This window comes from Mycobacterium noviomagense (assembly GCF_010731635.1).
In the GTDB taxonomy this organism is placed as follows: Bacteria; Actinomycetota; Actinomycetes; order Mycobacteriales; family Mycobacteriaceae; genus Mycobacterium; species Mycobacterium noviomagense.
In genome coordinates, this window is sequence record NZ_AP022583.1 from 4,579,756 (window position 1) to 4,603,054 (window position 23,299).

Here is a 23,299-nt window from a genome sequence, read left to right on the forward strand (position 1 = left end):
CGCCGCCTACCGGCTAGCGGCGCGCACGGCGGCGGCGAACGCCTCGCCGCGGTCGGCGTAGTCGCTGAACTGGTCGAACGACGCGCCGGCCGGTGCCAGTAGCACGGTGTCTCCGGGTTGGGCGAGGCCACGGGCTGCGGCCACGGCGGCGGTCATCACCCGCTTACCCAGGCTCTGGCCGGTGGCATCTTCTGCCACAGCAGTAACAAATGTCTCATTTGTCGCATGCACATCAGCATCCTCGCCTGTCACTACGTGGACGACGGGGACATCGGGCGCGTGTCGCGATAACGCGTCGGCAAAAGCGGTTCGGTCGCGGCCGATCAAAACCGCCCCGACCAGCCGGTTTGCGATTCTGGCGACGGTCGCGTCGATCGATGCGCCCTTGAGCAGGCCTCCAGCGACCCATACCACCCGCGGGTAGGCCAGCGCCGACGCCTCGGCGGCGTGCGGGTTGGTGGCCTTGGAGTCGTCGACGTAGCGGACGCCGCCGACGACGGCGACGACCTCGGCTCGGTGTCGCCCGACGCGAAACGACGCCAGCGCGTCGGCCACCGCGCGGGCGGGCACCCCGACGCAGCGGGCCAGCGCTGCGGCGCCGAGTGCGTCGAGCACGCCGACGGGGCCCGGTACCGGTATCGAGTCGACCGGAGCCAAGGCGAGGTTGTCGGCGAAGGCGCGGTCGACCAGCTGCCCGTCGCGCACGCCGAGTTCTCCGGCAGCGGGTTGGCCGAGCCGAAAGCCGACCCTCACTGGCGCGGTCGCGGTGTCCAGCAGTGCTGCTGCGCGTTCGTCGTCGAGCCCGACCACCGCCACCCGGCCGCCCAGCACCCGTGCCTTGGCCGCCGTGTAGGCGGCCATGCTGCCGTGCCAGTCGAGGTGGTCTTCGGCGATGTTGAGTACCGCGCCGGCCTCGGGCCGCATCGACGGCGCCCAGTGCAGCTGGAAACTGGACAGTTCCACCGCCAGCAGATCGGCAGGCTCGGCCAGCGCGTCCAGCAGCGGGTTGCCGATGTTGCCGCACAGCCGGGCGTCGAGGCCGGCGGCGGTGAGCATGGCGTGCAGCATCGAGGTCGTGGTGGTCTTGCCGTTGGTGCCGGTGACTACCAGCCAGCGGCGCGGCGGTCCGTAGTGGCCGGACGAGTCGAGCCGCCAGGCCAATTCCACGTCGCCCCAGATCGGCACGCCGGCCGCGGCGGCTGCGGCCAGCAGCGGGGCCGTCGGTCTGAAGCCGGGACTGGTGACCACCAGCGCGTAGTCGCCGATGTGCTGGGCAGCGTCGGACGGACGCGTCGTGGCCACGCCGCCGTCGGCGTAGTGCTGCAATGCGGCTGGGTCGTCGTCGCACAGCGTCGGGCGGACACCCAGCGGCGCCAGTGCGGCCAGCACCGAACGCCCCGTCATACCGGCGCCGGCCACCAGCACGGGCGCGTCCGGTGCGAGCGGGTCCAGCCCGGCCTCGTAGCCCATGTCAGTCGCCGATCGCGGCCAGCCACTCGCTGTAGAACAGGGCCACACCCAGGCCGCAGCTGATCGCGGTGAGCAGCCAGAACCGCACGATCACCGTGGTCTCGGCCCAGCCGGCGAGCTCGAAATGGTGGTGGAAGGGCGCCATTCGGAACACCCGCCGACCGGTGGTGCGAAAGGCCAGGATTTGCAGCACCACGGAGGTGATCTCGGCGACGAACAACGAACCCAGGACGACGGCGAGGACTTCGGTGCGGCTGGTCACCGAGATGCCCGCGAGAATGCCACCCAGCGCCAGCGATCCGGTGTCGCCCATGAAGATTCTGGCCGGCGCGGCGTTCCACCACAGAAAGCCGATGCAGGCGCCGGCCGTCGCCGCGGCGACGAGCGCCAGATCCAGCGGATCGCGCACGTTGTAGCAGCCCAGCCCCGGCGCGGTTGCGCAGGCGTTGCGGTACTGCCAGAACGTGATTAGCACGTAGGCCGCGGTGACCATCGCCATGGATCCGCCCGCCAGTCCGTCGAGGCCGTCGGTGAAGTTGACCGCGTTCGACCAGGCGCTGACCACGACCACGCAGAACAGTACGAACAAGGCGGGAGCCAAAGTGACAGTAGCGATTTCGCGGACGTAGGACAGGTCGGAACTGGCCGGGGTCAAGCCGTCGGTGTTGCGGAACTGCAGCACCAGCACAGCGAACAAAACCGCCGCCGTGATCTGTCCGACCATCTTGGCGGTCTTGTTCAACCCCAGGTTGCGGGCCCGCCGGACCTTGATCAGGTCGTCGACGAACCCGACAGCACCGAGCGCGGTCGCCAGAAGCAAGACCAGCAGGCCTGACGCCGAAGGTCCGTAGCTGTCGAAGGCCAGGCCCGCCAGATGGGTGCCCAAGTAGCCCGCCCAGATGCCGGCCAGGATCGCCACTCCGCCCATCGAGGGCGTGCCGCGCTTCGTCCTATGACTCGGGGGCCCGTCCTCGCGGATCTCGTGGCCGAAGCCCTGCCTGTTGAACAACCGGATCAGCGCTGGCGTCAACAAGATTGACACCGTCAGCGAGATGCCGACGGCGATGAGAATCTCGATCATGAGCGAACGCCCCGGCCATCACCGCCGGCAGCATCGGCGACCAGCGCATCCGCCAGCGCGCCGAGCCCGGCGGCGTTGGACGCCTTCACCAGCACCACATCGCCCGGCTGCAGCTCGGCGCGCAGCAATGCCAGGGCGGCGTCCGGGTCGGCGACGGGGGTGGCCTCGGCTCCCCACGAGCCCTCCATCACCGCGCCCTGGTGCATGGCGCTCATCGACCTCCCCGTTCCGACGACAACGAGACGAGACACATCTAAGCGCACCGCCAGCCGGCCGATGCGGTCATGCTCGGTTATCGCGTCGTCCCCGAGTTCGGCCATCTCGCCCAGCACGGCCCAGCTGCGTCGCGGCTGTGGTGTCTGATGGGCGATCGAGGCCAGGGCCTGCAAGCCTGCGCGCATCGAGTCCGGGTTGGCGTTGTAGGCGTCGTCGATGACGGTCACCCCGTCGGGGCGGGTGGTCACGTGCATGCGGTGCCGCGACACCGGACCGGCGCTGGCCAGCGTTTCCGCGACTTGTTCGAGGCTGGCGCCGCACTCCAAGGCGACCGCGGCGGCGCACAGCGCATTGCTGACCTGGTGTTCGCCGTGCACGCCGAGGTGGACGTCGACCGCGGAGTCGCCGGTGTGCAGGGTGAAGTGTGGCCGGGCCAGCTCGTCGAGGGTGACCGGTCCGGCCCACACGTCGCTGGGGCCGGCGTCGGTGTGTGGGTTTCGGCTGACCCGCACTACCCGGGCCGCGGTTTTGTTGGCCATCGCCGCCACCGCCGGGTCGTCGGCGTTGAGTATCACCACACCTGAAGCCGGAACTGCTTGCGGCAGTTCGGATTTCGTTGCCGCGATCGCTTCCCTGGACCCGAATTCGCCCAAGTGCGCCGTGCCGACGTTGAGCACCACGCCGATCTTGGGTGGTGCGATCGCCGCCAGCGCGGCGATGTTGCCGGGATGGCGGGCTGACAATTCCAGAACGAGGTAGTCGGTGCTGGGCGTGGCGCGCAGGACAGTCCAGGGGTGACCCAGTTCGTTGTTGAACGACCCGGGCGGTGCCACTACTTCGCCCAGCGGGGCGAGCACGGCGGCCAGCAGGTCCTTGGTCGAGGTCTTGCCCGACGAACCGGTGACCCCAATGACGATCAGCCCCTTGCTGATTAGCTCTGCGGCGACGGCAGCGGCCAATTTGGCCAGCGCGGCCAGCACCGCCGCCGCGGAGCCGTCGTGGTCGTGCTCAAGCAGCCCGGCCAGCGCGTCATGGGTTTGGCCGGGCTGAGGACGGACCACGATGGCTGGCACGCCGACCGGCCGGGCGGCCAGCACCGCGACCGCGCCCACGGCCACCGCCGCGGCTGCGTGGTCGTGGCCGTCGGTGCGCGCCCCGGGCAGCGCCAGAAACAGCCCGCCTGCAGTGACTTTGCGCGAGTCGAATTCGACGGTTCCGGTGATATGCAGCTGCGCGGCGGCCTGCGGTGAGATGTCGGCGAGTTCGCCGCCGACGATGTCGGCGATCTGCGCGACGGTCAGGTCTATCACCGCAGTGCCTCCAGGGCGGCGGCGAGCTCGATCCGGTCGTCGAACGGGCGGATTTGGCCGCCGGTGTTCTGCCCGGTCTCATGTCCTTTTCCGGTGACCAGCACGACGTCACCTGGGCGGGCCCACGCCACGGCGTGCCTGATGGCCTCGCGCCGATCGCCGATTTCGACAACTTCAGCGGCAGTGCGGGCTTCCTTTGTGCCAGCGAGGATTTCGCGCCGGATCAACGCGGGGTCCTCGCTGCGCGGGTTGTCGTCGGTGACCACGACCAGATCGGCCAGCTCGGCGGCGATTTTGCCCATCGGCGCCCGCTTGCCGGCGTCGCGATCGCCTCCCGCTCCGAACACCACCGCCAGTCGGCGATCTGTGCGGCGCAACGTGGTCAACACCGCTTCGAGGGCGCCCGGCTTGTGCGCATAGTCGACCAGCGCCAGGAAGTCCTGACCGCGGTCGATCTGCTCGAGGCGGCCTGGGACTCGAACATCCCGCAGGCCAGTGGCTGCCTGCTCGGGCGAGACGCCGACCCTATCCAAAATAGCAACTGCCAGAAGGCAATTCGCGATGTTATAGCTGCCCGGCAGTGGGATGCCGAGCCGGTGGTGCACGCCTGCCGGGTCGACCGCGGTGAATTCCTGGCCGGCGGCGCCCATTGGCGCGATGTCCTCGGCGCGCCAGTCCGCGGCCTGATTTGTCGTGCTGACGGTGATCGCGTCAGCGGCCCGGGCCGCCATCGCCCGGCCGGCGTCGTCGTCGACGCAGACCACGGCGGTGTCGGCGCGCAGCTTGTCGCTGGGGTCGAACAGCCGGGCCTTGGCCTCGAAGTAGTCGGCCATGCTGGGGTGAAAGTCCAGGTGGTCGCGAGACAAGTTGGTGAAGCCGGCGACCGCGAACCGGATGCCGTCGACACGGCCCAGTGCCAGCGCGTGACTGGACACCTCCATGACGACGGTGTCCACGCCGCGTTCGGCCATCGCCGCGAGCTGGGCTTGCAGGTCGGGCGCCTCGGGGGTGGTCAATCCGCCGGGAATGTCGTCGCCGTCGATGCGGATGCCGATGGTGCCGACCAGTCCCGTCATCCGGTTGCCGGCGCGTAGACCGGCTTCCACCAGATAGGTCGTGGTCGTCTTACCGGATGTTCCGGTGACCCCGATGACGGTCACCCGCTGGGAGGGATGCCCGTAGACGGTGGCGGCCAATTCACCGAGGACGTCGCGCGGCGACGGGTGAATCAGCACCGGTAGATGCGGCTGGTCGGCCATTTCGGCGACTCCCGCGGCGTCGGTGAGCACCGCGATGGCGCCGCGTTCAGTGGCGTCGCGAATATATCGGGCACCATGTGTGGTCGCGCCGGGCAGTGCGGCGAACAAGTCGCCCGGCTGGGCGTCTTGGGCCCGCAGCGTGACGCCGGTGATCCGCAACTCGGGGACGACCCTGTCCTCGGCCGGCACCGCTCCGACCTGCGCGGCCAGCGCCGGCAGCGGCACGCCGGAGCCGACGCGGGGCCGCAGCGCTGTGGGCACCGTCATCACCTCCGTCGCTGCCAGCAGATCATCAGGATTTCAGCCATCACACAGTATCGAGGGCGACGGCAGTAGCAGGCTCGCGCACCGTTACAAAGACGCACTGCAAAAGCGTTAAGTGATCGGTTGGTCGCGACCGTCCCGGTCCGCGAGCGCTGCTAGATGCGCGGGTCAAGCAACTGCGGGTGAAGGGTAATCGCGGCGCTGCTCGGTTAAACTTCGCGTCGTGAAGCCGCTGCAGGTACCGGACGCATTGCACAGTGTGGCGAGCCGCGTCGGGGCGATGGTCGATGAGGTAACCGCCGGAGAAGCCCCGGCGGTAGCTGCGTCGGCGCAGCCCAGCGCGGCGGCGGTTAGTACCGGCCACGCTGGCGTGGCGGCGGTTGGGTCGGCATCGGCGGCGCGCATGCAGGCAATCTCCAGCAAGCTTGTGGCGGCATGGGGCGACTATCAAGAAAACGAGCGCGAAGCGGCGGATGATCTAGGCGAGTTGCGCGGGTAGCTAGATGGCTGATGCTGGTCCACTTCCTTCGCTGTCGAACCTTATGTCTTGGGGCACAGCGCATTTGACCGAAGGTGCGGAATACTGGGAGCGCTTCGCCGACCGCTTGGAATTCGGGTTTGCCGAGGTGCACAACGTGATCCGGAGCAGCGCTTGGCAGGGACTGGCATTTGACGCAGCTGAAAGCCGGGCTGCTTCCGACAAGGAAAAAGCGACCAGCGTGGGCGAGCGATTGCGCGAGGCCGCAAAAGTCAGCCGCCGCGGAGCTTCCGACCTATCAGCAGCACAAAGTCAGCTGCGTTCTGCGGTGGAGGATGCGTGGGACGCGGGGTTCAATGTCCACGACGACTACATGGTCAAATACGCGGGGACCATCAAGACTGTCGAAGAACAGGCAGTCCGGCAGGCGCAGGCCGAGGGGTTCGCGGGGAATATCCGCCAGAGCGCGGCGCAATTGGTCGGACTAGATCAGCGGGTCGGGTCGGAAATCACCGCCGCCCTCGGTAATATTGCTGGCTTCACTTTCGACGAGCACGAGCCCGACGAGCCGGGCACCGATGAGAAGTCGAGGCACAAAGGCGCAGTCCACGCGGTGGACAACAAAACCAAGAAACGTGATTCGTCAGAAGACGAAAACTCCAAGCACGGCGGCAGCAAGTCGTTTGGCAAGGGCAGTACCACCCATATAGAGCCGCACGGCGACACCGAAAAGCGATGGGGTCACTCGACAGACCCGCACGAGGCATGGCCCAACGTTCCGCACAAGACAGGAACTTTCGACGGTGACCACGGAAGTTGGGAATGGCACGGCCCGGGCAGGCAGGGCGGGGCCTATGGGAGCCAGCACACCGACGGCATCACGGGCAAAGCCGGCGTTGACGCATGGGGGGCCAAGGGCGAGGCGCACTGGTCGCGGGATATTTTCGGACACCCGCTCACGACATCTGCAAACGGCGAGGCCGGCGCGCATGGCAACGCGGACGCAACTATCACTGATCACGGGGTATCACTGGGCGCAGACGGGTTTCTCGGAGCAGAGCTCGGAGGCAAAGCCAACTACAACCTTGGACCTATGGATCTGAGTCTGGGCGGCGCAGCACAGTTCGGCGTCGGTGGAGGAGCACACCTCGACGTCGGCATGGAGGACGGAAAGTTTGTTCTCGGCGGCACGCTGGGACTTGCTTGGGGGCCCGGCGGAAAAATCTCTCCGCACATCGCCATCGACCCAAACGCGGTAGTCGGTGGTCTGACGAAGGCCGGCCAGTGGCTGAGCGATTTGTTCAATTAAGCACCCGCCGTGGACGTGACGGCGCATCTGACGTAGAAGGCGTGCGCATCTTGACCCATGGCCCGCTGTGGGAGCCAGCGAGTAGACGATGAGTCGCGAACTTCCGTTTCGGATATCGTTCGATCTTCCCGATGGTTGGACCCTGGTGCCACCGGACTCTTGCGGCCAACCCGACGCCGCATATGTTGCAGTGCGCACGCAAAATCTCTCTGAACCGGTAGCCACTAATTTGGTCATCAGCGGCTTCGCAAACTACGGCCAGCCGGTCGACGTCGCCGCGCTGGCGGCATCATATCTGGGCAGTTTGCAATCCCGCTACGCGGTCAGCGTGCTGAAACACGATGTCGTGGCTAGCGAATCCGCGTCGCAGGCTGCTCAACTGTTGCAGATCGAATACCCCGCTGGCGAAGCCGCCATGACACTCAAGCAGATTCAGATCATCAACGCGTTTCCCAGCACCGAGGATCCAAGCGACGTCGCCGTGTTGCAGTTGCTGTTGACTTGCCCGGCCGATGTCTTCGACCAAGCTGGCCCTGAATTCAGCGAGTTCGTATCGACCGTCTCACCGGTACAGTGAGCCGTCAGGCAAGCCTGAACAACATGGAAGGGACGATAGTGCTGCCACCGAAGCGCGTCACCGCTCTCCTGATTGTCCTGGGCCCGGCGACACTGGCGATAAGTTCGTGTCACGTCTCCGTTGGTACTGGCACCACTACCCCAGCGCATTCCAGCACCACCGCGTCCGCACCAGCGCAGCCGGCAGTTCCGAAGGGAGACCTAGAGCAGATCACTGCCCAGCAGATTCGCGAACAGTCAGGCGGTGGACCCGTTGTGATCAACTGCCCCGGCGACCTGCCTATAAAGCTTGGCGCCACAGAACAATGCGTCCTGGCTCAGGACGGCAAACATTTCCACCTCACGATTAGGATCACCAAAGCAACCTCGCCCGACAATGCCAGCTGGGACTGGCAAGTGGGCGACGAAATCCCGACCACCGGTGACCATGCCAGCAGTTAACTCGTTGCAGCATAACGGCGCGTCGCTCGCGCGGCTTCATTAGTGCGCACCGGTAATCCGGAGAACTAACAGCACCAGTCCGTAGATCGCGAAAAATGCGGAAGTCGCCACCACCATGGCCAGCGGAATCTTGAACGACAGCGGCTGGCGTTCTTTCAGTCCTAACTGTCGGGCTACCATCCGAATTAAGTCCCTGCCCTCTCTGGCATTGAATCGATAGTCCACCACCGGTTCGATGCGGCCGCGGTCCGACAGCGCCCAAATCTTCTGGCGTGAGAACGAGAAAACCCGGCCCCCCTGCACTTGAACCGAGGCGCCAATCGCGGGAACTCCCGCCCGCCACGTCACGTCAACCTGGCGGTCAGTGATCGTAAAATAGGACTTACGCTCGACCACTCGCCACCGGAAGCTCTTGCGCAAACCGGCCCGGTTGTATAAGCCCCACCATTGAGCGTTGGCGATGTCAAGTTTTACGTCGAAGCCCTTCTTGGTGTCGTCGACGATGTATGGCGTACCTTGGGCCGCCGCCGCGACGGCATCCCGAAATTCACTCATCTCGTGTGCCGTTCACCTGTCGTTCCGCCGCTGATGATTTGGCCGATTCATCGATATCCCGCGTTCCCATGTGATCATCCTTCCTCGCGACTCCAAACGATCAGCTGTGCGCAATCGATGCTGCTGTCACCGCGACATATGAGCCAGCATGTGGCGTTACCACGCAGCGGCTTGTCTAGCCACAGCCGTGTTGTCGGCAACATACCGCAAATGATTGCTGGTCTGCCGACCATGGTCGTCTCGTTGGGCCAGCGCAGTTCGCCGCTAGGTGGCTTGCAGCGTCAGCCGCGGGCCGGGGTCGGGCGACAGCGGGACATTTTCGCGCTGCAGCAACCAGGCCGCGATGTTGTGGAACAGCGGAGCGGCGGTGTGTCCAGGAGCACCGTCTGAGGAACGCTGCGGGTTGTCCATCATGATCCCGACCACGTAGCGGGGATTGTCGGTGGTGGCCATCCCCGCGAAGGTGATCCAGTAGACGTCGTCGAAGTAGCAGCCGCACGCGGGGTTGATCTGTTGCGCAGTGCCGGTTTTGCCGGAGATCTGGTAGCCCTCGACCGCGGCCGCCGGCCCAGTGCCCTGCTGATAGCCCATCGGGTCGCGCTGCACGACGGCGCGCAGCATGTTGCGCACCGTCTGCGCGGTTTGTGCCGACACCACCCGAACACCTTCGGGCCGCGCTTCTTCGGTGCGGGTGCCGTCCGGTGCGACGGTCGCCTTGATGATGCGCGGCGGTACCCGCAGCCCGTCGTTGGCGATGGTCTGGTACATGCCGGTCATTTGCAGCAAGGTCATCGAAAGGCCTTGGCCGATAGGTAGATTGGAGAATGTGCTGCCCGACCACTGGTCGATCGGCGGCACCAGGCCCGCGCTTTCGCCGGGCAGCCCCACATTGGTGCGCTGGCCCAGCCCGAATTTCTTGAGCATGTCGAACCAGCGTTCCGGACCGACCCGCTGTGCCAGCATCAGCGTGCCCACGTTGGACGACTTCCCGAACACACCCGTTGTGGTGTAAGGCATTACGCCGTGGTTCCAGGCGTCGTGCACAGTGACACCACCCATGTGGATCGAGCCAGGTACCGACAGCACCTCGTCCGGGTTCGTTAGCCCGTATTCGATCACCGACGAGGCGGTGATGATCTTGTTGACCGAGCCAGGCTCATACGGGGATGACACGGCGAGGTTGCCCAGCTGCCGATCACCCTGACGCCCGATGTCTTGCGACGGGTCGAAGGTGTTGTCGTTGGCCATGGCCAGCACCTCGCCGGTCTTGGCGTCGAGTACAACCGCTGACACGGTGTGTGCCCCGGAGGCGTTCTTGGCTTGCTGCACCTGCTGCTGGACATAGAACTGGATGTCGTTGTCGATGGTCAGCTGGACAGTCGAGCCGTTGACCGCCTTGTGCCGATTGCGATAGCTGCCCGGGATCACCACGCCGTCGGATCCACGGTCGTAGGTCACCGACCCGTCGGTTCCGGCCAGCACGGCATCCAGCGAATCCTCCAGTCCCAGCAGACCGTGGCCGTCCCAGTCGATACCGCCAACGATGTTGGCCGCCAGCGATCCACCCGGATACTGGCGCAGATCTTGGCGCTCGGCGCCAACTTCCGGGAATTTCGTCGTGATCGCGGTGGCGATAGCCGGGTCGACGGCGCGGGCTAGGTAGACGAATGTCTCGTTACTGTTCACTTTCTTGAAAACCGTTGCCTGGTCCGGCTTGTTGTTCAACCGAAGCGCGACTTCCTTGGCGATATCGTGCAGCCGCTGCTGGGGATCGGGTGCTTTGGCATTCTTTTGTTTGGCTTCGGCAAGCTGCTTGTGGATGCGCCGCGGCTGGAATGTGAGCGCGCGAGCTTCGATGGTGAACGCCAGTTGGTCGTTGTTGCGGTCGACGATGCTTCCGCGCACGGCTTTTTCGACGTCGGTGACCTTGAGTTGCCCAGCGGCCTCCGCACGCAGCCCGGAGGCACGCGGCACCTGCAGATAAAACAGCTGCGCAGCCGCAACAAGCAAGGCGATGAAGACGACAGCGTTGCCTGCCCGGTGTCGAAAGACGAACGACGCGCCGCGCGATCCCAGATTGATTGCCTGACGGGTGCGCCGGTCACGGGCCGAGTGGCCCTGCGGGCCAACGTTTCCGTGCAGTTCTGGGCGGGATTTGTCGGCTTTCTTCAGCTTTGGTGATTTCTTCTTGGACTCGTCGACCTTTTTGCGTGCCTTTCGGGTGTCGCGTGCACTTCGCGCGGCCTGCGACTGGCGCGCTCGCGAGCGATCGGCGCGGCTCACCGGGGCGCGCCAGGGGCCGTGACGGTTAGCGGGCCGAACTGTTCGCCGCCGGCGGGTGCAGCGAACGGGGTGGCAGCGGGCACTGGCGCCGCAGGTACTGCGCCAGGCGGCGGCGCAGCGGCGGGCGGCACGGCAGCCGGGGGCGGCCCTGACGGGGACGGTCCCGACGCGGGCGGAACTAGACCGGGCACGGGAGGAACGGCGCCCGGAGCCGGCGGCGGGGCTGCAGGAGCGGGCGGCGGCGGGGCCTCGAGAGCCGGTTGCGGGGGCGTACCAGCAGCAGGCGGCACCACCGGGCCGGCTCCGGCCGCCGGGGCATTGGGCGCCCCTGGTATCGGCCCAGCAGGTAACTGCTGGATGCCCAACGTCGTTGCCCCGTCAGGAGCACGGAGCAGCACCTGAGGGCCAGACTGGGTCGGCATGGTCGGCGCACCGGCACCCGCTGACACCGGAACCGGCGTCTCCAGCGGGTTCACCGCAGGTTTGGGCGGTGCCGGCTTTTCGTCCGGCAGCTTGGTGTTCAGCGGCGGCGGCGGAACGCCCTCGGCGGGTTTGGGTGTGCCGACTACCACCCACGTACCGGTCGGGTCCTGCACCAGGTGGGCCGTGTCTCTTGTCGGGATCATTCCCAATTTTCGGGCCGCCTCTGCCAACGCCGGTGCAGCCTGCGCCTGGAGCACATCGCGTTCGAGCGCCTCCTTCTGCTGCTGCAGCAACTGGGTTTTCTGACGCGCGTTGCCCAACTCATAAGAGCGCTCCGCGGAATCAGTGGACAGCCAGAGCGTGACCCCCAGGCCCAGGCCTAGCGATCCGATGACCAGCACGACGAAGGGCACCTTGCTCGCCAGGGTTCGCGGCCGAAGATCAATCGATGCCAACCTGGCAAGCAGACGCTCACGCAACGGCTGGCGAGCTACCTTGGGCGCCTTAGCTTTTCGTGCCTTGGCCCGTGCCTTCGCCTGGGCGGCGCTCTTCGGCCGGGCCGGCCGCTCGACCGGTCGTGACATCGGCGTGGTCTGCGGCCCCGACTGCGGCGCTCGCAACTCACGAGTGGGGGCCGACGCCTTGCCACCATGCCGGGTGCGCCGCGACGCCGTGAGCGATCCAGGCGTTTTCGTCCGAGCCGCGGCGTCGCTTTTAGTAGGCCGGCGATCAGTCCCGTGGCGCGTCGCTGCCTGCCGCTTAGCCCCCATGAGTCGCCCTCCTTGCTGCGTCGTGGCGCGGCACTCGTTGCAACGCCCGCAACCGCACCGGGGCGCTACGGGGGTTGCGTTCGATCTCGGCACGGTCGGCGCGTTCGGCACCGCGGGTCAGCGACCTGAATTCCGGTGCATGGCCGGGCAGTTCGACGGGCAACCCGGTCGGAGTGCGGGAAGTGACGGCGGCGCGGAATATGTCCTTGACGATGCGGTCCTCCAGCGACTGGTACGCCAGCACCACAATGCGGCCGTCGACGGTCAGCGCATCCAACGCGGCAGGAAGCGCCCTGCGCAGCGAGTCCAGCTCACCGTTGACGGCGATACGCAGTGCCTGGAAGGTCCGCTTGGCCGGATGCCCGCCCGTTCGCCGTGCCGGTGCCGGAATGGCTTGGTAGAGCAGCTCAACCAGCTCACCGGTTGTCGTAAACGGCGTGACGGACCGGCGGCGGACGATGTGGGCGGCTATGCGACGCGCGAATCTCTCCTCGCCGTAGCGCCGTAGAATGTCAGCCAGGGCGGGCTCATCGTAGGTGTTCACGATGTCGGCCGCGGTCAGCGGTGTATCCGGGTCCATCCGCATGTCCAGCGGAGCGTCGTGAGCGTAAGCGAAACCTCGCTCCACATGGTCGAGTTGCATCGACGACACACCCAGATCGAAGAGCACACCGTGCACCGAACCCATTGGATCGCACCCGGATTCGGCTAGAGCGGTGGCGATGTCGTCATACCTGGTACGCACCAATGTCACCCGGTCGGAGAACCGGGACAGCCGTGCCGCGGCGATGTCCAACGCTGCAGGGTCACGGTCGAGGCCGATCAGGCGTAGCCCGGGCAGGTCGGTGAGGAACCGCTCCGCGTGACCACCCGCGCCGACGGTGGCGTCCACCAGTACGGCGCCCGACCCGTCCGAGTGCTCGCGGGCCAGTGCCGGGGTGAGCAGCGCCACGCAGCGTTCCAGCAGGACCGGCGCATGACCGAAATCAGCCGGATCGTCGGCCATGACAACACCTCCCCGAGCGGCGAGATCGAGGGCCGCCCCTGCACCGGGGTCCCTGTCCGATAGCACGAACCTGGCGTTGGGGAAGTACGTCAGGGTCGGTTCGGGCAGAGACCGCGATGCACGGGCATGCGCCTCAGATGATGTCGCCGAGTGCTTCATCGCTGGCCGCGGAGAAGTTCTCTTCGTGGGTCTGCTGGTAGTTCTGCCAGGCCTGCGCGTCCCAGATCTCGAGGTAGTCGACCGCTCCGATCACCACGCAGTCTTTGGACAGATTGGCGTAGCGACGATGATCGGCCGACAGGGTGATCCGGCCCTGGGCGTCCGGATGCTGTTCGTCAGTGCCTGCCGCGAGGTTGCGCAGGAACGCCCGCGCCTCCGGGTTGTTGCGCTTGGCCTTGTCCGCCAGCCGGCGGGCCAGCTGCTCGAACTCGGCGCGGGGGTAGACGGCCAAGCTGTGATCTTGGCTTTTGGTGACCATCAACCCTCCTGCCAACGCGTCACGGAACTTGGCGGGCAGCGTCAGCCGCCCCTTGTCGTCGAGCTTGGGCGTGTAGGTGCCCAGAAACATCAGGCCACCTCCCGCCACGGGACGAAGCTCCGGAACTTCGTCTCACCCACGACTTCAGCCACCATACCCCACAACGCCCCACTTTGCTCCATTTACAAAGTAAGGATGCGGCGTTTCCGACTTCGAACGCGTAACAGGGGTGGTTCAGCTGTGTCTCAATTCGCGTATACGCGGTGAATCAGCCAAGCTCAGCAGCCCGAATCCCTGGCCAGCGGCCACGTGGGGCATTGTGGGGCGCTAGAGCTAGACAAAAGCAGTTCCCATGCCAGCCGTGACGAACGCAAAAAAGAGGGCAGCCGAAGCTGCCCTACAGATCAGCGGCCTTCACCGCGGCCGCGCTACTCGTCGAAGCGGCGGCGGAAACGGTCCTCCATGCGACTGGTGAACGAGCCGCCGGCGCCTTTGGCGCGACGTGGCCGCGGCACACCCGGCGATCCAGTGCGGTCGCGCCCGCCGGGGAACCGCGGACCGGTGATCGCATACACCACACCACCGAACATCACCACGAAACCGAGGACGGAAAGAATCGGGAAGCTGCCAATCATCGTCGCCTTGAACGCGACACCGGAAACCAGCATCCCCAAACCGACAACAAATAGGGCCGCACCTTGCAGCCGTCGCCGCGCGGTCGGCGCACGCAGCCCGCCGCCACGGACGCTTGAGGCGAACTTCGGGTCCTCGGCGTAGAGAGCGCTCTCGATCTGCTCGAGCATCCGCTGCTCATGATCGGAGAGTGGCATTCGTCCCTCCTTGCCGACAGCCCGTCACGCATAACGTGGATGCCCACTTTGTTGGGGCAACTAACTCAGATGATACGAGGTGAAACTGCGCCATACCACTGGTTCGCTCGTCGATTGTAGTCTGGCGACAATGCGGGCCCGAAAGGCCCGAAGAGCAGCGGGGCCATCGGCTTTAGCGTGGCGACCGATGCGGGCCGAAGGCCCGAGGAGGAGCCAGGCAATTGAGCTCGAGCGTGGCGACCGATGCGGACCTGGAAGGCCGAACAAGAGCCGGGCCATCGACTTCGGTCGCCGACGTTGTCGATCCGCAGGTGGCGCGGGGGCCGATAATGAGAATTCAAGCAGCGCACGGGATCAGCGTTCGAGGAGGAGACCGCGAGTTGTCGACCTTCCTCATCGATCTGTCGACGCACGACATGCAGCGCCGTCTCGGTGATGCCCTGGCTGTGTACGTCGACGCGATGCGATACCCGCGCGGCACCGAGAAGCAGCGCGCGGCCATGTGGCTCGAACACACGCGGCGACGCGGTTGGCAAGCCGTGGCCGCAGTGGAGGCCGACCATGACGGCGCGAAACCGCCCTCGGTGGAGGAGCTGAGCAACGCTCCGCTGCTTGGAATCGCCTACGGCTACTGCGGCGCGCCCGATCAGTGGTGGCAACAGCAAGTAGTTCTCGGCTTGCAGCGCGCCGGTTTTGCGCACCCCGAGATCATCAATCTGATGGCAAGTTATTTCGAATTGACGGAATTGCACATTCATCCGCGGGCGCAGGGACGCGGTCTCGGCGAGGCGCTGGCTCGACGGCTGCTGGCCGGGCGCGGTGAGGCCAACGTGCTGCTGTCGACCCCGGAAACCGACGGGGAGGCCAACCGGGCCTGGCGGCTCTACCGGCGGCTGGGCTTCACCGACATCATCCGGGGCTACCACTTCGCCGGTGATCCGCGACCTTTCGCGATCCTGGGACGCAAGCTGCCGTTGTGAGGACACCGGCCGTACCGACATACCGGGTCTGGCACGATGACGTGGTGCGCGACGGCAGCATGCGGCTTGTAGCCCGACGGTTCAGTGCCCGTCGACGCCAGCGGCTGCTGGCGATCATGGCGCTGATGCTGCTAGCGCCGATGATCGCCGGGTGTGTGCGGGTCAAAGCCTCGATCGCGATCTCGCCTGACGACCTGGTGTCGGGCCAGATCGTCGCGGCGACGAAGGCACGCAACGACAAAGACAACGGACCGCAGTTCGACCCCAACCTGCCATTCAGTCAGAAGGTGGCGATCTCCAAGTACGACCGTGACGGGTATGTGGGCTCAGAGGCGGATTTCTCCCAATTGACGTTCGCCGAGCTGCCGCAGCTGGCAAACCTGAATCCCGACGCCTCCGGGGTAAACCTGTCCCTGCGCCGCTCCGGCAACGTAGTAATACTCGAAGGACGGGCAGACCTGACGTCGTTGACGGATCCCGAGGCCGACGTCGAACTCAGCGTGTCATTCCCGGGCGCGGTCACTTCGACCAACGGCGAACGCGTCGACCCCGACGTCGTCGCGTGGAAGCTCAAGCCTGGCGCGGTCAGCACGATGAACGCCCAGGCGCGCTACACCGATCCCAGCACCCGCTCGTTCACGAATGCAGCTCTGTGGCTGGGCATTTCGTCGTTCGTGGTGGCTGGTGCGGTGGCGCTGCTGGCGTGGCAGTCCCGTGACCGCTCACCGAGATTCAGCACGCCGGGCGATCACCCGCCGGAGTAAGCCATCCTTTACGGCTTGGCGGGCGACCAGTAGTCGAGCATCTGCGCGAAGGTCTCGAAGGCCGGCGCCGAAACACCGTAGGTGGCCTCGAGATGGATGCTCAGCGGATAGCCCAGCTCGGCGACACCGTCAATCACCCGCTTGTACAGATCGACCATCAGCCGGCGCTTCTGCGCGGGCTCGCTGCCGGCCAGCGTCTTGACGAACTCCTGCTCTGCGGCCACCGCGGCGTTGCCTGGATCCTGGATGAGCCAGTTGATGAAACCCACCCGGCTCTCCACCTTCGGCACAAACCCGAACGACAACAAGATCTCTGGTCGGTAGTCCGTGTTCTCGGCGAACTCGGTGAGGAAAGCCACAATCGCGTCGGAATACAGCAGCTGCGTCTGGGCGAAGGTCGCGCCTTGCTCGCACTTGAAATTGAACCGGCCCTGCTCACCTTCCCGCGTCGGGATGAGGATCACTCCGCGGTTAGGCACTAATTCGCGATAGATCGATAGGGCGTCAGTGGGCGCTACGCCGGAGCCTTCGCCGTCTTTCATGGTGCGCGGTACACCGACGAAAACGATTCCCTCAATCCCCGCCGACACCAGCTCGGTGAGCCGGTGACGCAGGGTGGCCTCGTCCATGAATGCGGTGACCTGGCTGCACAATCCGCGCACCCCTGGTAACTCCGGCTTGATGAGCGACCAAAAGTCCAGTACGTCGAGCTTCGGCTTCATTTCGACGGGCCGGTCATCCTCCTCGGCGATCAACCCCGGGATCATCACGTGCCCGATGTGGCCGTCGATGCCCGATTCAGCAGAGAATTGGGCGACTTTGCGCGCGTCGTCCACCGCCTGCTGGGGGCCGCGCTCCAGGTTCGGCGGCACGAGTTCGAGCGCAACGGTGTTGAGGGTGCTGGCCACCCCGACAGCATAGGTGCGAGATAGTGAGCCTGTCGAAGCAACTTGTGCGGTCCGTGTGGCGGCCAGCGCCGTCTCAACCCTGCGAAACCAGCCGTACGCTCTAGCGTGAACACACATCGGGCGAAAGGGGCGCCGCGCTGAGCGTCGAAGCAGCGGCAACCGTCGAGGTGGCGGACCGAATCACCGAGCAGCTGCGACGGTATCTGCACGACCGCCGCACGCAGGCTGCCCACATCAGCGCTGACTACGACGCCCTGATCGCGCGGTTAGAGGAGTTCGTGCTCATCGGGGGCAAGCGGCTGCGGCCGGTGTTCGCCTACTGGGGCTGGCGCGCCATCAGCACCGAAGAAGCCGATGCCCACGTGCTGCTGCTCTTCTCCGCGCTGGAGCTGCTGCACGCCAGTGCGCTGGTGCATGACGACGTGATCGACGCATCGGCAACCCGCCGCGGTCGGCCGACTACCCACGTGAACTTCGCCGAGTTGCACCGCGCCCGCCACTGGCGCGGCTCCGCGGATCAATTCGGGATGTCGGCCGCGATCCTGCTCGGTGACCTGGCGCTGGCCTGGGCCGACGACATCGTCGCCGACGTTGATCTTCCGCCCGACGCGCATCGCCGAGTTCGGCGAGTGTGGGCCGATATCCGCACCGAAGTGCTGGGCGGCCAATACCTCGACATCGTCGCCGAAGCCAGCGCCGCCGAATCTGTCGCCTCCGCCATGGCCGTCAATACCTATAAGACCGCCTCTTACACGGTCGTGCGACCACTGCAGTTGGGCGCGGCCGCGGCCGCCGATCGGCCCGACGTGCACTCGGTTTTCGAGCAGATCGGCCTCGACCTCGGGCTGGCCTTCCAGCTGCGCGACGACGTGCTGGGTGTGTTCGGCGATCCCGCGGTCACCGGTAAGCCCTCCGGTGACGACCTGCGGTCGGGCAAGCAAACCGTGCTGGTGGCAGAGGCGGTGGCGATGGCCGACCGGTCCGACCCGGCGGCGGCCGAACTGCTGCGTTCCTCGATGGGCACTGAGCTGACCGACTCCCAGGTGCGCGAATTGTGCGACGCCATCGAGGCGCTCGGCGCGCTGGCCGCCGTGGAGCAGCGGATTGACATGCTGACCCGCCGGGCGTTGGACACCTTGGCCGCCGCGCCGATCAACGCGACAGCCAAAGCGGGGCTGTCCGAACTGGCCAAGCTGGCCGCCACCAGGTCCGCGTGAGCGGTATGACCACTCCCACACCCACACCGGCCACAAAACCGGGTCATGGTGTCGGCCACGGTTTTTCACGGCTGCGGGAGTTCACCCAGGCTCCCGATGCCGGGCCGGCGCTGCTGGGCTTCCTGGGCGCAGCGCTGATCACCGCGGGCGGACTCGGGGCGGGCAGCACCAAGCCACACGACCCACTGCTGGAGTCGATGCACCTGTCGTGGCTGCGCTTCGGGCATGGGCTGGTGCTCTCCTCGACTGTGCTGTGGCTCGGTGTTGCCCTGATGCTGATCGCGTGGCTACGACTGGGCCGGCGCGTGATCGCCGGCGAGGCAACGGAATACACCCTGGTGGCCACTACCGGGTTCTGGCTTGCACCGCTATTGCTGTCGGTGCCCGTCTTCAGCCGCGACACCTACTCGTATCTCGCCCAGGGCGCGCTGCTGCGCGACGGCCTGGACCCCTACGTGGCTGCGCCGGTCGACAACCCGAATCCCTTGCTGGACAACGTCAGTCCCATTTGGACGATCACCACCGCACCGTACGGCCCAGCATTCATTCTCGTCGCCAAGCTCATCACGATGCTGGTCGGCAACCACGTGATCGCCGGAACCATGCTGCTGCGGTTATGCATGCTGCCCGGGCTGGCACTACTGATTTGGGCCACACCGCGCATCGCCCGTCACCTCGGCGCGGACGCACCCACAGCGCTGTGGATCTGCGCGCTCAACCCGCTGGTGATCATCCATCTGATGGGCGGCGTCCACAACGAGATGCTGATGGTGGGGTTGATGGCCGCCGGCATCGCGCTGACCTTCGGCCGCCACCATGTCGCAGGCATCACGCTGGTCGCCGTCGCGGTGGCGGTCAAGGCGACAGCCGGGATCGCACTGCCGTTTTTGGTGTGGGTGTGGATGCACCATCTGCGCGACCGCCGGGGCTACCGACCACTACCGGCCTTCGCGGCGGCCGCCGCAACGTCTGTACTGATCTTCGTCGCAGTGTTCGCGGTGTTGTCCGCGGTGGCCCGGGTGAGCCTGGGCTGGCTGACCGCGCTGGCCGGTTCAGTGAAGATCATCAACTGGCTCACGGTGCCGACCGCGGTCGCGAACCTGGTGCACGCCCTCGGCGGATGGTTTTTCCCGGTCAATTTCTATGCCGTGCTCCACGTCACCCGGATCGCCGGCATCGCGATCATCGCCGTCGCGCTGCCACTGCTGTGGTGGCGGTTCCGCCACAACGACCGTGAGGCATTGACCGGAATCGCGTGGGCGATGCTGGTGGTGGTGTTGTTCGTGCCCGCGGCGCTGCCGTGGTACTACTCCTGGCCACTGGCAGTGGTGGGGTCGCTGGCTCAGTCGCGGGCGTCGGTCGCGGCGATCGCGGCGTTCTCGACGTGGATCATGGTGATCTTCCGACCCGATGGAGCACACGGGATGTATTCGTGGCTGCATGTGTCGCTGGCGACCGCGTGCGCGGTCATCGCGTGGTATGCGCTCTACCGGGCACCGCAGCCGCCCGGCGAAACAGTCGAAAACCCTAGTACGCCATAGCTTGGGCCCGTCGCACCACTTCGCGGGCCTGGTGGGCATGCAGCGCGTCGACCGGACGGGCATTGGTCACGGCGTCGCGCGTCCCGTCCCGGGTGACGGTCAGCGACGGATCCGGGGTGAATAACCACCGGACGATCTCGGTCTCGTGATAGCCGCCGTCGTGCAACACCACCAGAAGCCCGGGCAGGCTCTTGACTACCTCACCGGATTCAGTGAAGAAAATTCGCGGCACCACCACATCACCACGGCGCCGCACTGCGATCAGATGGCCTTCCCGCAGCTGCTGCTGAACTTTGCTCACGGACACACCGAGCAACTCGGCGACCCGGGGCAGATCGTAAGTGGGCTCGTCGGGATCGAGAACGTCGTCGCCGGCCGGAATACTGCTCACCGCGACAAGTCTAGAGCTCATACCGGCGCGCTGCGTGCACGTTTCGGCAGCTGAATCGCACCGGCACCTACGATGGCTCCGTGGCCGCAGCTGTGACGGAGGATCCGCTCTACGGCGCGTTGCTCGATGGGCGCTACCGGGTGCAGGCGAAGATCGCCAGCGGCGGCACGTCCACCGTCTACCGGGGCCTCGATGAGCGACTGGACCGCCCTGTCGCGGTGAAGGTCATGGACTCTCGCTACGCCGGCGACGAGCAATTCCTGACCCGCTTCCGGATGGAGGCCCGCACGGTGGCCCGGCTCAAGCACCCCGGCCTGGTCGCGGTCTACGACCAAGGACTCGATGCTCGCCACCCGTTTCTGGTGATGGAGCTCATCGAGGGCGGCACACTGCGCGAATTGCTGATCGAGCGCGGCCCGATGCCCCCGCATGCGGTGGTTGCGGTGCTTCGGCCGGTGCTCGGTGGCCTGGGTGCCGCGCATCGGGCCGGGCTGGTGCACCGCGACATCAAGCCGGAAAACGTGCTGATCTCCGATGAGGGCGACGTGAAGATCGCCGACTTCGGGTTGGTTCGCGCCGTGGCCGCCGCCGGAATCACCTCGGCCAGTGTCATTTTGGGCACCGCCGCCTACCTGTCCCCCGAGCAGGTACGCGACGGGAAAGCCACGCCTGCCAGCGACGTGTACGCGGTCGGGATCCTCACCTATGAGTTGCTGACGGGCCGCACGCCGTTTTCCGGCGACTCGCCGCTGGCAGTTGCCTACCAGCGGTTAGACACCGACGTGCCGCCGCCCAGCGCGGCCATCGAGGGCGTGCCAGCGCAATTCGACGAGTTGGTGGCGCGCGCGACGGCCCGCGACCCCGCCGACCGCTATGCCGATGCCTGCGAGCTGAGTACCGAACTGGACGCGATCGCTGAGGATTTGGGGCTGCCCGAGTTTCGGGTGCCGGCGCCACGCAACTCCGCCCAACACCGCTCAGCTGCGCTGTATCACAGTCAAATTCGAACCGAGCAGGTCACCGATCACCCGCCGCGGCAGCGCCAACCTACCCGACAGCTGACTCGCGACTGGTCTGCCGACGACGACGAGCTCGACGGCCAAGTGGTCTCAGGTCAATTCGCCGGTATCGAGCTCAGTGAATTCATCTGGGCGCGACAACACGCCAAGCGGATGGTGCTGGTCTGGGTGGCGGTCGTGCTGGCCGTCACCGGGCTGGTCGCCGCCGCGGGGTGGACCATCGGCAGCAACCTGAGCGGGCTGCTTTAGCGCGAAAGGCCAGTTATGACACGCAATTTCGACAAAAGCGTGCCATAACTGGCCACGCGGCGCACTGAGCTCCTAGTCGCGCAGCATCTCCGCGACCAGGAACGCCAACTCCAGCGACTGCTGGGTATTTAGCCGCGGGTCACAGGCGGTTTCATAGCGGCCCACCAGATCGGTGTCCGAAATGTCTTGCGCCCCACCTAAGCACTCCGTCACGTCCTCGCCGGTGATCTCGACGTGGATGCCACCCGGGTGGGTGCCGAGCGCCCGGTGCACCTCGAAGAAGCCCTGCACCTCATCGACGATGCGGTCGAAATGGCGGGTTTTGTAGCCGTTGGACGATTCGTGGGTGTTGCCGTGCATCGGATCGCACTGCCAAATCACCTGATGACCGGTCGCCTGAACCTTTTCGATAATCGGTGGCAGCAGATCACGCACTTTGTTGTTGCCCAGCCGGCTCACCAAAGTCAGCCGGCCCGGTTTGTTGTGCGGGTCGAGCCGCTCGACGTATTCGACGGCCAGCTCCGGAGTCATGGTCGGGCCGATCTTGACGCCGATCGGGTTGGCGATGACTTCGGCGAAGGCGATGTGCGCCCCGTCGAGCTGGCGGGTGCGCTCTCCGACCCAGACGTAGTGCGCCGATAGATCGTAAAGCTTCGGGCTACCGTCGGGCTCCTCGGAGAGGCGCAACATGGCGCGCTCGTAGTCGAGCACCAGCGCCTCGTGGCTGGCGTAGATTTCGGCGGTCTCGAGGTTGCGGTCGGCCACTCCGCAGGCGCTCATGAACGCCAGCCCGCGCTCGATCTCGGAGGCCAGCGCTTCGTAGCGCGCGCCGGCCGGCGAGGTGCGCACGAATTCCCGGTTCCAGTCGAGAACGCGATCCAGCGACGCCAGCCCGGACGACGTCAGCGCCCGCACCAGATTCATCGCCGCGCTGGCGTTGGCGTAGGCACGCACCAGCCGCGACGGGTCGTGCTCCCGGGCAGTGGAGTCCGGGGCGAAGCCGTTGATCATGTCCCCGCGGTAGGACAGCAGGCCCAGCGCGTCGATGTCGGCAGACCGAGGCTTGGCGTATTGGCCGGCGATCCGGGCCACCTTGACCACCGGCAAGCTGGCGCCGTAGGTCAGCACGACGGCCATCTGGAGCAGGGTGCGGATGTTGCCGCGGATGTGTTGCTCGGTGTTGTCGGTGAACGTCTCCGCGCAGTCGCCGCCCTGCAGCAGGAAGGCCTCGCCGCGGGCGACTTGGGCCAGCAGCTCCTGCAGCCGCACAATCTCGGACGCCACCGTGACGGGCGGGACGCTTTCCAAGACCTTGCGCATCGCCTCGGCCTGGTCGGCCGGCCAACTGGGCTGCTGGGCGGCCGGCCTCGCCAATGCGGCGTCCAGCCGCGACCGCAGCTCCGCCGGTAGCGGCGGCAGCGGTGGCAGCTGGTCGATCGGGATGTCGACGGTCCAGTTCATCCGTTCATCGTAACGGGCTG

The 23,299-nt window shown here is 66.2% G+C and carries 22 protein-coding genes; 9 read left to right on the forward strand and 13 right to left on the reverse strand.

What is annotated here, in order from left to right:
* Positions 1-6 precede the first annotated feature (6 nt).
* From murD to G6N15_RS21720, 4 genes are read right to left on the reverse strand one after another with little or no spacing between them, the layout of a single operon-like run.
* Positions 7-1,470 (reverse strand): UDP-N-acetylmuramoyl-L-alanine--D-glutamate ligase, encoded by a 1,464-nt coding sequence (gene murD / locus G6N15_RS21705; RefSeq protein ID WP_083088887.1) that lies wholly within the window; start codon positions 1,468-1,470, stop codon positions 7-9.
* Position 1,471: 1 nt separating this feature from the next.
* A complete protein-coding gene (gene mraY / locus G6N15_RS21710; RefSeq protein WP_083088886.1) occupies positions 1,472-2,551 on the reverse strand; it encodes a phospho-N-acetylmuramoyl-pentapeptide-transferase in 1,080 nt (359 codons plus the stop codon).
* Positions 2,548-4,077: a UDP-N-acetylmuramoyl-tripeptide--D-alanyl-D-alanine ligase gene (locus G6N15_RS21715; RefSeq protein WP_083088885.1), complete on the reverse strand. Its 1,530-nt coding sequence runs from the start codon at positions 4,075-4,077 to the stop codon at positions 2,548-2,550. Before G6N15_RS21715 ends, mraY begins: the two co-directional genes overlap by 4 nt.
* Entirely contained in the window at positions 4,074-5,603 is a 1,530-nt protein-coding gene (locus G6N15_RS21720; protein ID WP_083088884.1) for a UDP-N-acetylmuramoyl-L-alanyl-D-glutamate--2,6-diaminopimelate ligase, read from the reverse strand. The genes G6N15_RS21715 and G6N15_RS21720 overlap by 4 nt, the downstream gene beginning before the upstream one ends.
* Positions 5,604-5,823: 220 nt before the next feature.
* Between G6N15_RS21720 and G6N15_RS21725 the strand changes: the two genes are divergently transcribed.
* The 4 genes from G6N15_RS21725 to G6N15_RS23870 all read left to right on the forward strand — a co-directional run bounded on the left by G6N15_RS21725 (position 5,824) and on the right by G6N15_RS23870 (position 8,404).
* A complete protein-coding gene (locus G6N15_RS21725) occupies positions 5,824-6,099 on the forward strand; it encodes a hypothetical protein (RefSeq protein WP_083088883.1) in 276 nt (91 codons plus the stop codon).
* A 4-nt stretch (positions 6,100-6,103) separates the two neighbouring features.
* Entirely contained in the window at positions 6,104-7,387 is a 1,284-nt protein-coding gene (locus G6N15_RS21730) for a hypothetical protein (RefSeq protein WP_139797920.1), read from the forward strand.
* Between the two features lie 88 nt (positions 7,388-7,475).
* Entirely contained in the window at positions 7,476-7,964 is a 489-nt protein-coding gene (locus G6N15_RS21735) for a hypothetical protein (protein ID WP_083088881.1), read from the forward strand.
* A 23-nt stretch (positions 7,965-7,987) separates the two neighbouring features.
* On the forward strand, positions 7,988-8,404 hold the full coding sequence (locus G6N15_RS23870) for a DUF4333 domain-containing protein (protein WP_369407288.1): 417 nt from the start codon (positions 7,988-7,990) through the stop codon (positions 8,402-8,404).
* A gap of 39 nt (positions 8,405-8,443) precedes the next feature.
* Here G6N15_RS23870 and G6N15_RS21745 read toward each other — a convergent pair whose 3' ends face one another.
* The 6 genes from G6N15_RS21745 to G6N15_RS21770 form a co-directional block, all read right to left on the reverse strand.
* Positions 8,444-8,959, reverse strand: coding sequence for a hypothetical protein (locus G6N15_RS21745; RefSeq protein WP_139797919.1), 516 nt, complete (start codon positions 8,957-8,959; stop codon positions 8,444-8,446).
* Between the two features lie 264 nt (positions 8,960-9,223).
* Complete coding sequence (locus G6N15_RS21750) at positions 9,224-11,131, reverse strand: peptidoglycan D,D-transpeptidase FtsI family protein (protein ID WP_275998644.1); 1,908 nt, start codon at positions 11,129-11,131, stop codon at positions 9,224-9,226.
* A gap of 107 nt (positions 11,132-11,238) precedes the next feature.
* Positions 11,239-12,435, reverse strand: coding sequence for a hypothetical protein (locus G6N15_RS21755; RefSeq protein WP_163748208.1), 1,197 nt, complete (start codon positions 12,433-12,435; stop codon positions 11,239-11,241).
* A complete protein-coding gene (rsmH, locus tag G6N15_RS21760; RefSeq protein WP_139797978.1) occupies positions 12,425-13,600 on the reverse strand; it encodes a 16S rRNA (cytosine(1402)-N(4))-methyltransferase RsmH in 1,176 nt (391 codons plus the stop codon). The genes G6N15_RS21755 and rsmH overlap by 11 nt, the downstream gene beginning before the upstream one ends.
* A complete protein-coding gene (gene mraZ, locus G6N15_RS21765; RefSeq protein WP_083089289.1) occupies positions 13,575-14,009 on the reverse strand; it encodes a division/cell wall cluster transcriptional repressor MraZ in 435 nt (144 codons plus the stop codon). The genes rsmH and mraZ overlap by 26 nt, the downstream gene beginning before the upstream one ends.
* 338 nt (positions 14,010-14,347) lie before the next feature.
* The gene (locus G6N15_RS21770; protein ID WP_083089290.1) at positions 14,348-14,749 is read right to left on the reverse strand and encodes a DUF3040 domain-containing protein; all 402 of its coding nucleotides are present in this window, start codon (positions 14,747-14,749) and stop codon (positions 14,348-14,350) included.
* A gap of 380 nt (positions 14,750-15,129) precedes the next feature.
* Here G6N15_RS21770 and G6N15_RS21775 point away from each other — a divergent pair, with 380 nt between their 5' ends.
* Positions 15,130-15,729, forward strand: a complete 600-nt coding sequence (locus G6N15_RS21775) for a GNAT family N-acetyltransferase (RefSeq protein ID WP_083089319.1) — start codon at positions 15,130-15,132, stop codon at positions 15,727-15,729.
* Between the two features lie 59 nt (positions 15,730-15,788).
* A complete protein-coding gene (locus G6N15_RS21780) occupies positions 15,789-16,493 on the forward strand; it encodes an LppM family (lipo)protein (protein ID WP_083089320.1) in 705 nt (234 codons plus the stop codon).
* Positions 16,494-16,501: 8 nt separating this feature from the next.
* Here G6N15_RS21780 and G6N15_RS21785 read toward each other — a convergent pair whose 3' ends face one another.
* Complete coding sequence (locus G6N15_RS21785; RefSeq protein WP_083089291.1) at positions 16,502-17,401, reverse strand: mycobacterial-type methylenetetrahydrofolate reductase; 900 nt, start codon at positions 17,399-17,401, stop codon at positions 16,502-16,504.
* Between the two features lie 167 nt (positions 17,402-17,568).
* On the opposite strand from G6N15_RS21785, the gene idsA2 reads away from it, so the two are divergent.
* Both idsA2 and G6N15_RS21795 read left to right on the forward strand, forming a co-directional pair.
* Positions 17,569-18,618, forward strand: a complete 1,050-nt coding sequence (gene idsA2 / locus G6N15_RS21790; protein ID WP_083089292.1) for a bifunctional (2E,6E)-farnesyl/geranyl diphosphate synthase — start codon at positions 17,569-17,571, stop codon at positions 18,616-18,618.
* Positions 18,619-18,623: 5 nt separating this feature from the next.
* Positions 18,624-20,159 carry an alpha-(1->6)-mannopyranosyltransferase A gene (locus G6N15_RS21795; protein WP_083089293.1) on the forward strand — a complete coding sequence of 512 codons (1,536 nt, stop codon included), beginning with the start codon at positions 18,624-18,626 and terminating at the stop codon, positions 20,157-20,159.
* Here the strand turns inward: G6N15_RS21795 and G6N15_RS21800 are convergent.
* On the reverse strand, positions 20,146-20,550 hold the full coding sequence (locus G6N15_RS21800; protein ID WP_083089294.1) for an Rv2175c family DNA-binding protein: 405 nt from the start codon (positions 20,548-20,550) through the stop codon (positions 20,146-20,148). The two genes, G6N15_RS21795 and G6N15_RS21800, sit on opposite strands and share 14 nt — an antisense overlap.
* Positions 20,551-20,630: 80 nt before the next feature.
* On the opposite strand from G6N15_RS21800, the gene G6N15_RS21805 reads away from it, so the two are divergent.
* On the forward strand, positions 20,631-21,818 hold the full coding sequence (locus tag G6N15_RS21805) for a protein kinase domain-containing protein (RefSeq protein ID WP_139797981.1): 1,188 nt from the start codon (positions 20,631-20,633) through the stop codon (positions 21,816-21,818).
* 72 nt (positions 21,819-21,890) lie between these two features.
* Here the strand turns inward: G6N15_RS21805 and G6N15_RS21810 are convergent, their stop codons facing one another.
* The gene (locus tag G6N15_RS21810) at positions 21,891-23,279 is read right to left on the reverse strand and encodes a class II 3-deoxy-7-phosphoheptulonate synthase (RefSeq protein WP_083089296.1); all 1,389 of its coding nucleotides are present in this window, start codon (positions 23,277-23,279) and stop codon (positions 21,891-21,893) included.
* Between the last annotated feature and the right edge of the window lie 20 nt (positions 23,280-23,299).

What these genes read in the sequence shown, in the direction of transcription:
- murD (WP_083088887.1), bottom strand. Translation starts at nt 1,470, where the DNA reads ATGGGCTACGAGGCCGGGCTGGACCCGCTCGCACCGGACGCGCCCGTG.
- mraY (WP_083088886.1), bottom strand. Translation starts at nt 2,551, where the DNA reads ATGATCGAGATTCTCATCGCCGTCGGCATCTCGCTGACGGTGTCAATC.
- G6N15_RS21720 (WP_083088884.1), bottom strand. Translation starts at nt 5,603, where the DNA reads ATGACGGTGCCCACAGCGCTGCGGCCCCGCGTCGGCTCCGGCGTGCCG.
- G6N15_RS21730 (WP_139797920.1), top strand. Translation starts at nt 6,104, where the DNA reads ATGGCTGATGCTGGTCCACTTCCTTCGCTGTCGAACCTTATGTCTTGG.
- G6N15_RS21735 (WP_083088881.1), top strand. Translation starts at nt 7,476, where the DNA reads ATGAGTCGCGAACTTCCGTTTCGGATATCGTTCGATCTTCCCGATGGT.
- G6N15_RS23870 (WP_369407288.1), top strand. Translation starts at nt 7,988, where the DNA reads ATGGAAGGGACGATAGTGCTGCCACCGAAGCGCGTCACCGCTCTCCTG.
- G6N15_RS21745 (WP_139797919.1), bottom strand. Translation starts at nt 8,959, where the DNA reads ATGAGTGAATTTCGGGATGCCGTCGCGGCGGCGGCCCAAGGTACGCCA.
- G6N15_RS21755 (WP_163748208.1), bottom strand. Translation starts at nt 12,435, where the DNA reads ATGGGGGCTAAGCGGCAGGCAGCGACGCGCCACGGGACTGATCGCCGG.
- rsmH (WP_139797978.1), bottom strand. Translation starts at nt 13,600, where the DNA reads ATGAAGCACTCGGCGACATCATCTGAGGCGCATGCCCGTGCATCGCGG.
- mraZ (WP_083089289.1), bottom strand. Translation starts at nt 14,009, where the DNA reads ATGTTTCTGGGCACCTACACGCCCAAGCTCGACGACAAGGGGCGGCTG.
- G6N15_RS21770 (WP_083089290.1), bottom strand. Translation starts at nt 14,749, where the DNA reads ATGCCACTCTCCGATCATGAGCAGCGGATGCTCGAGCAGATCGAGAGC.
- G6N15_RS21780 (WP_083089320.1), top strand. Translation starts at nt 15,789, where the DNA reads ATGCGGCTTGTAGCCCGACGGTTCAGTGCCCGTCGACGCCAGCGGCTG.
- G6N15_RS21795 (WP_083089293.1), top strand. Translation starts at nt 18,624, where the DNA reads ATGACCACTCCCACACCCACACCGGCCACAAAACCGGGTCATGGTGTC.
- G6N15_RS21810 (WP_083089296.1), bottom strand. Translation starts at nt 23,279, where the DNA reads ATGAACTGGACCGTCGACATCCCGATCGACCAGCTGCCACCGCTGCCG.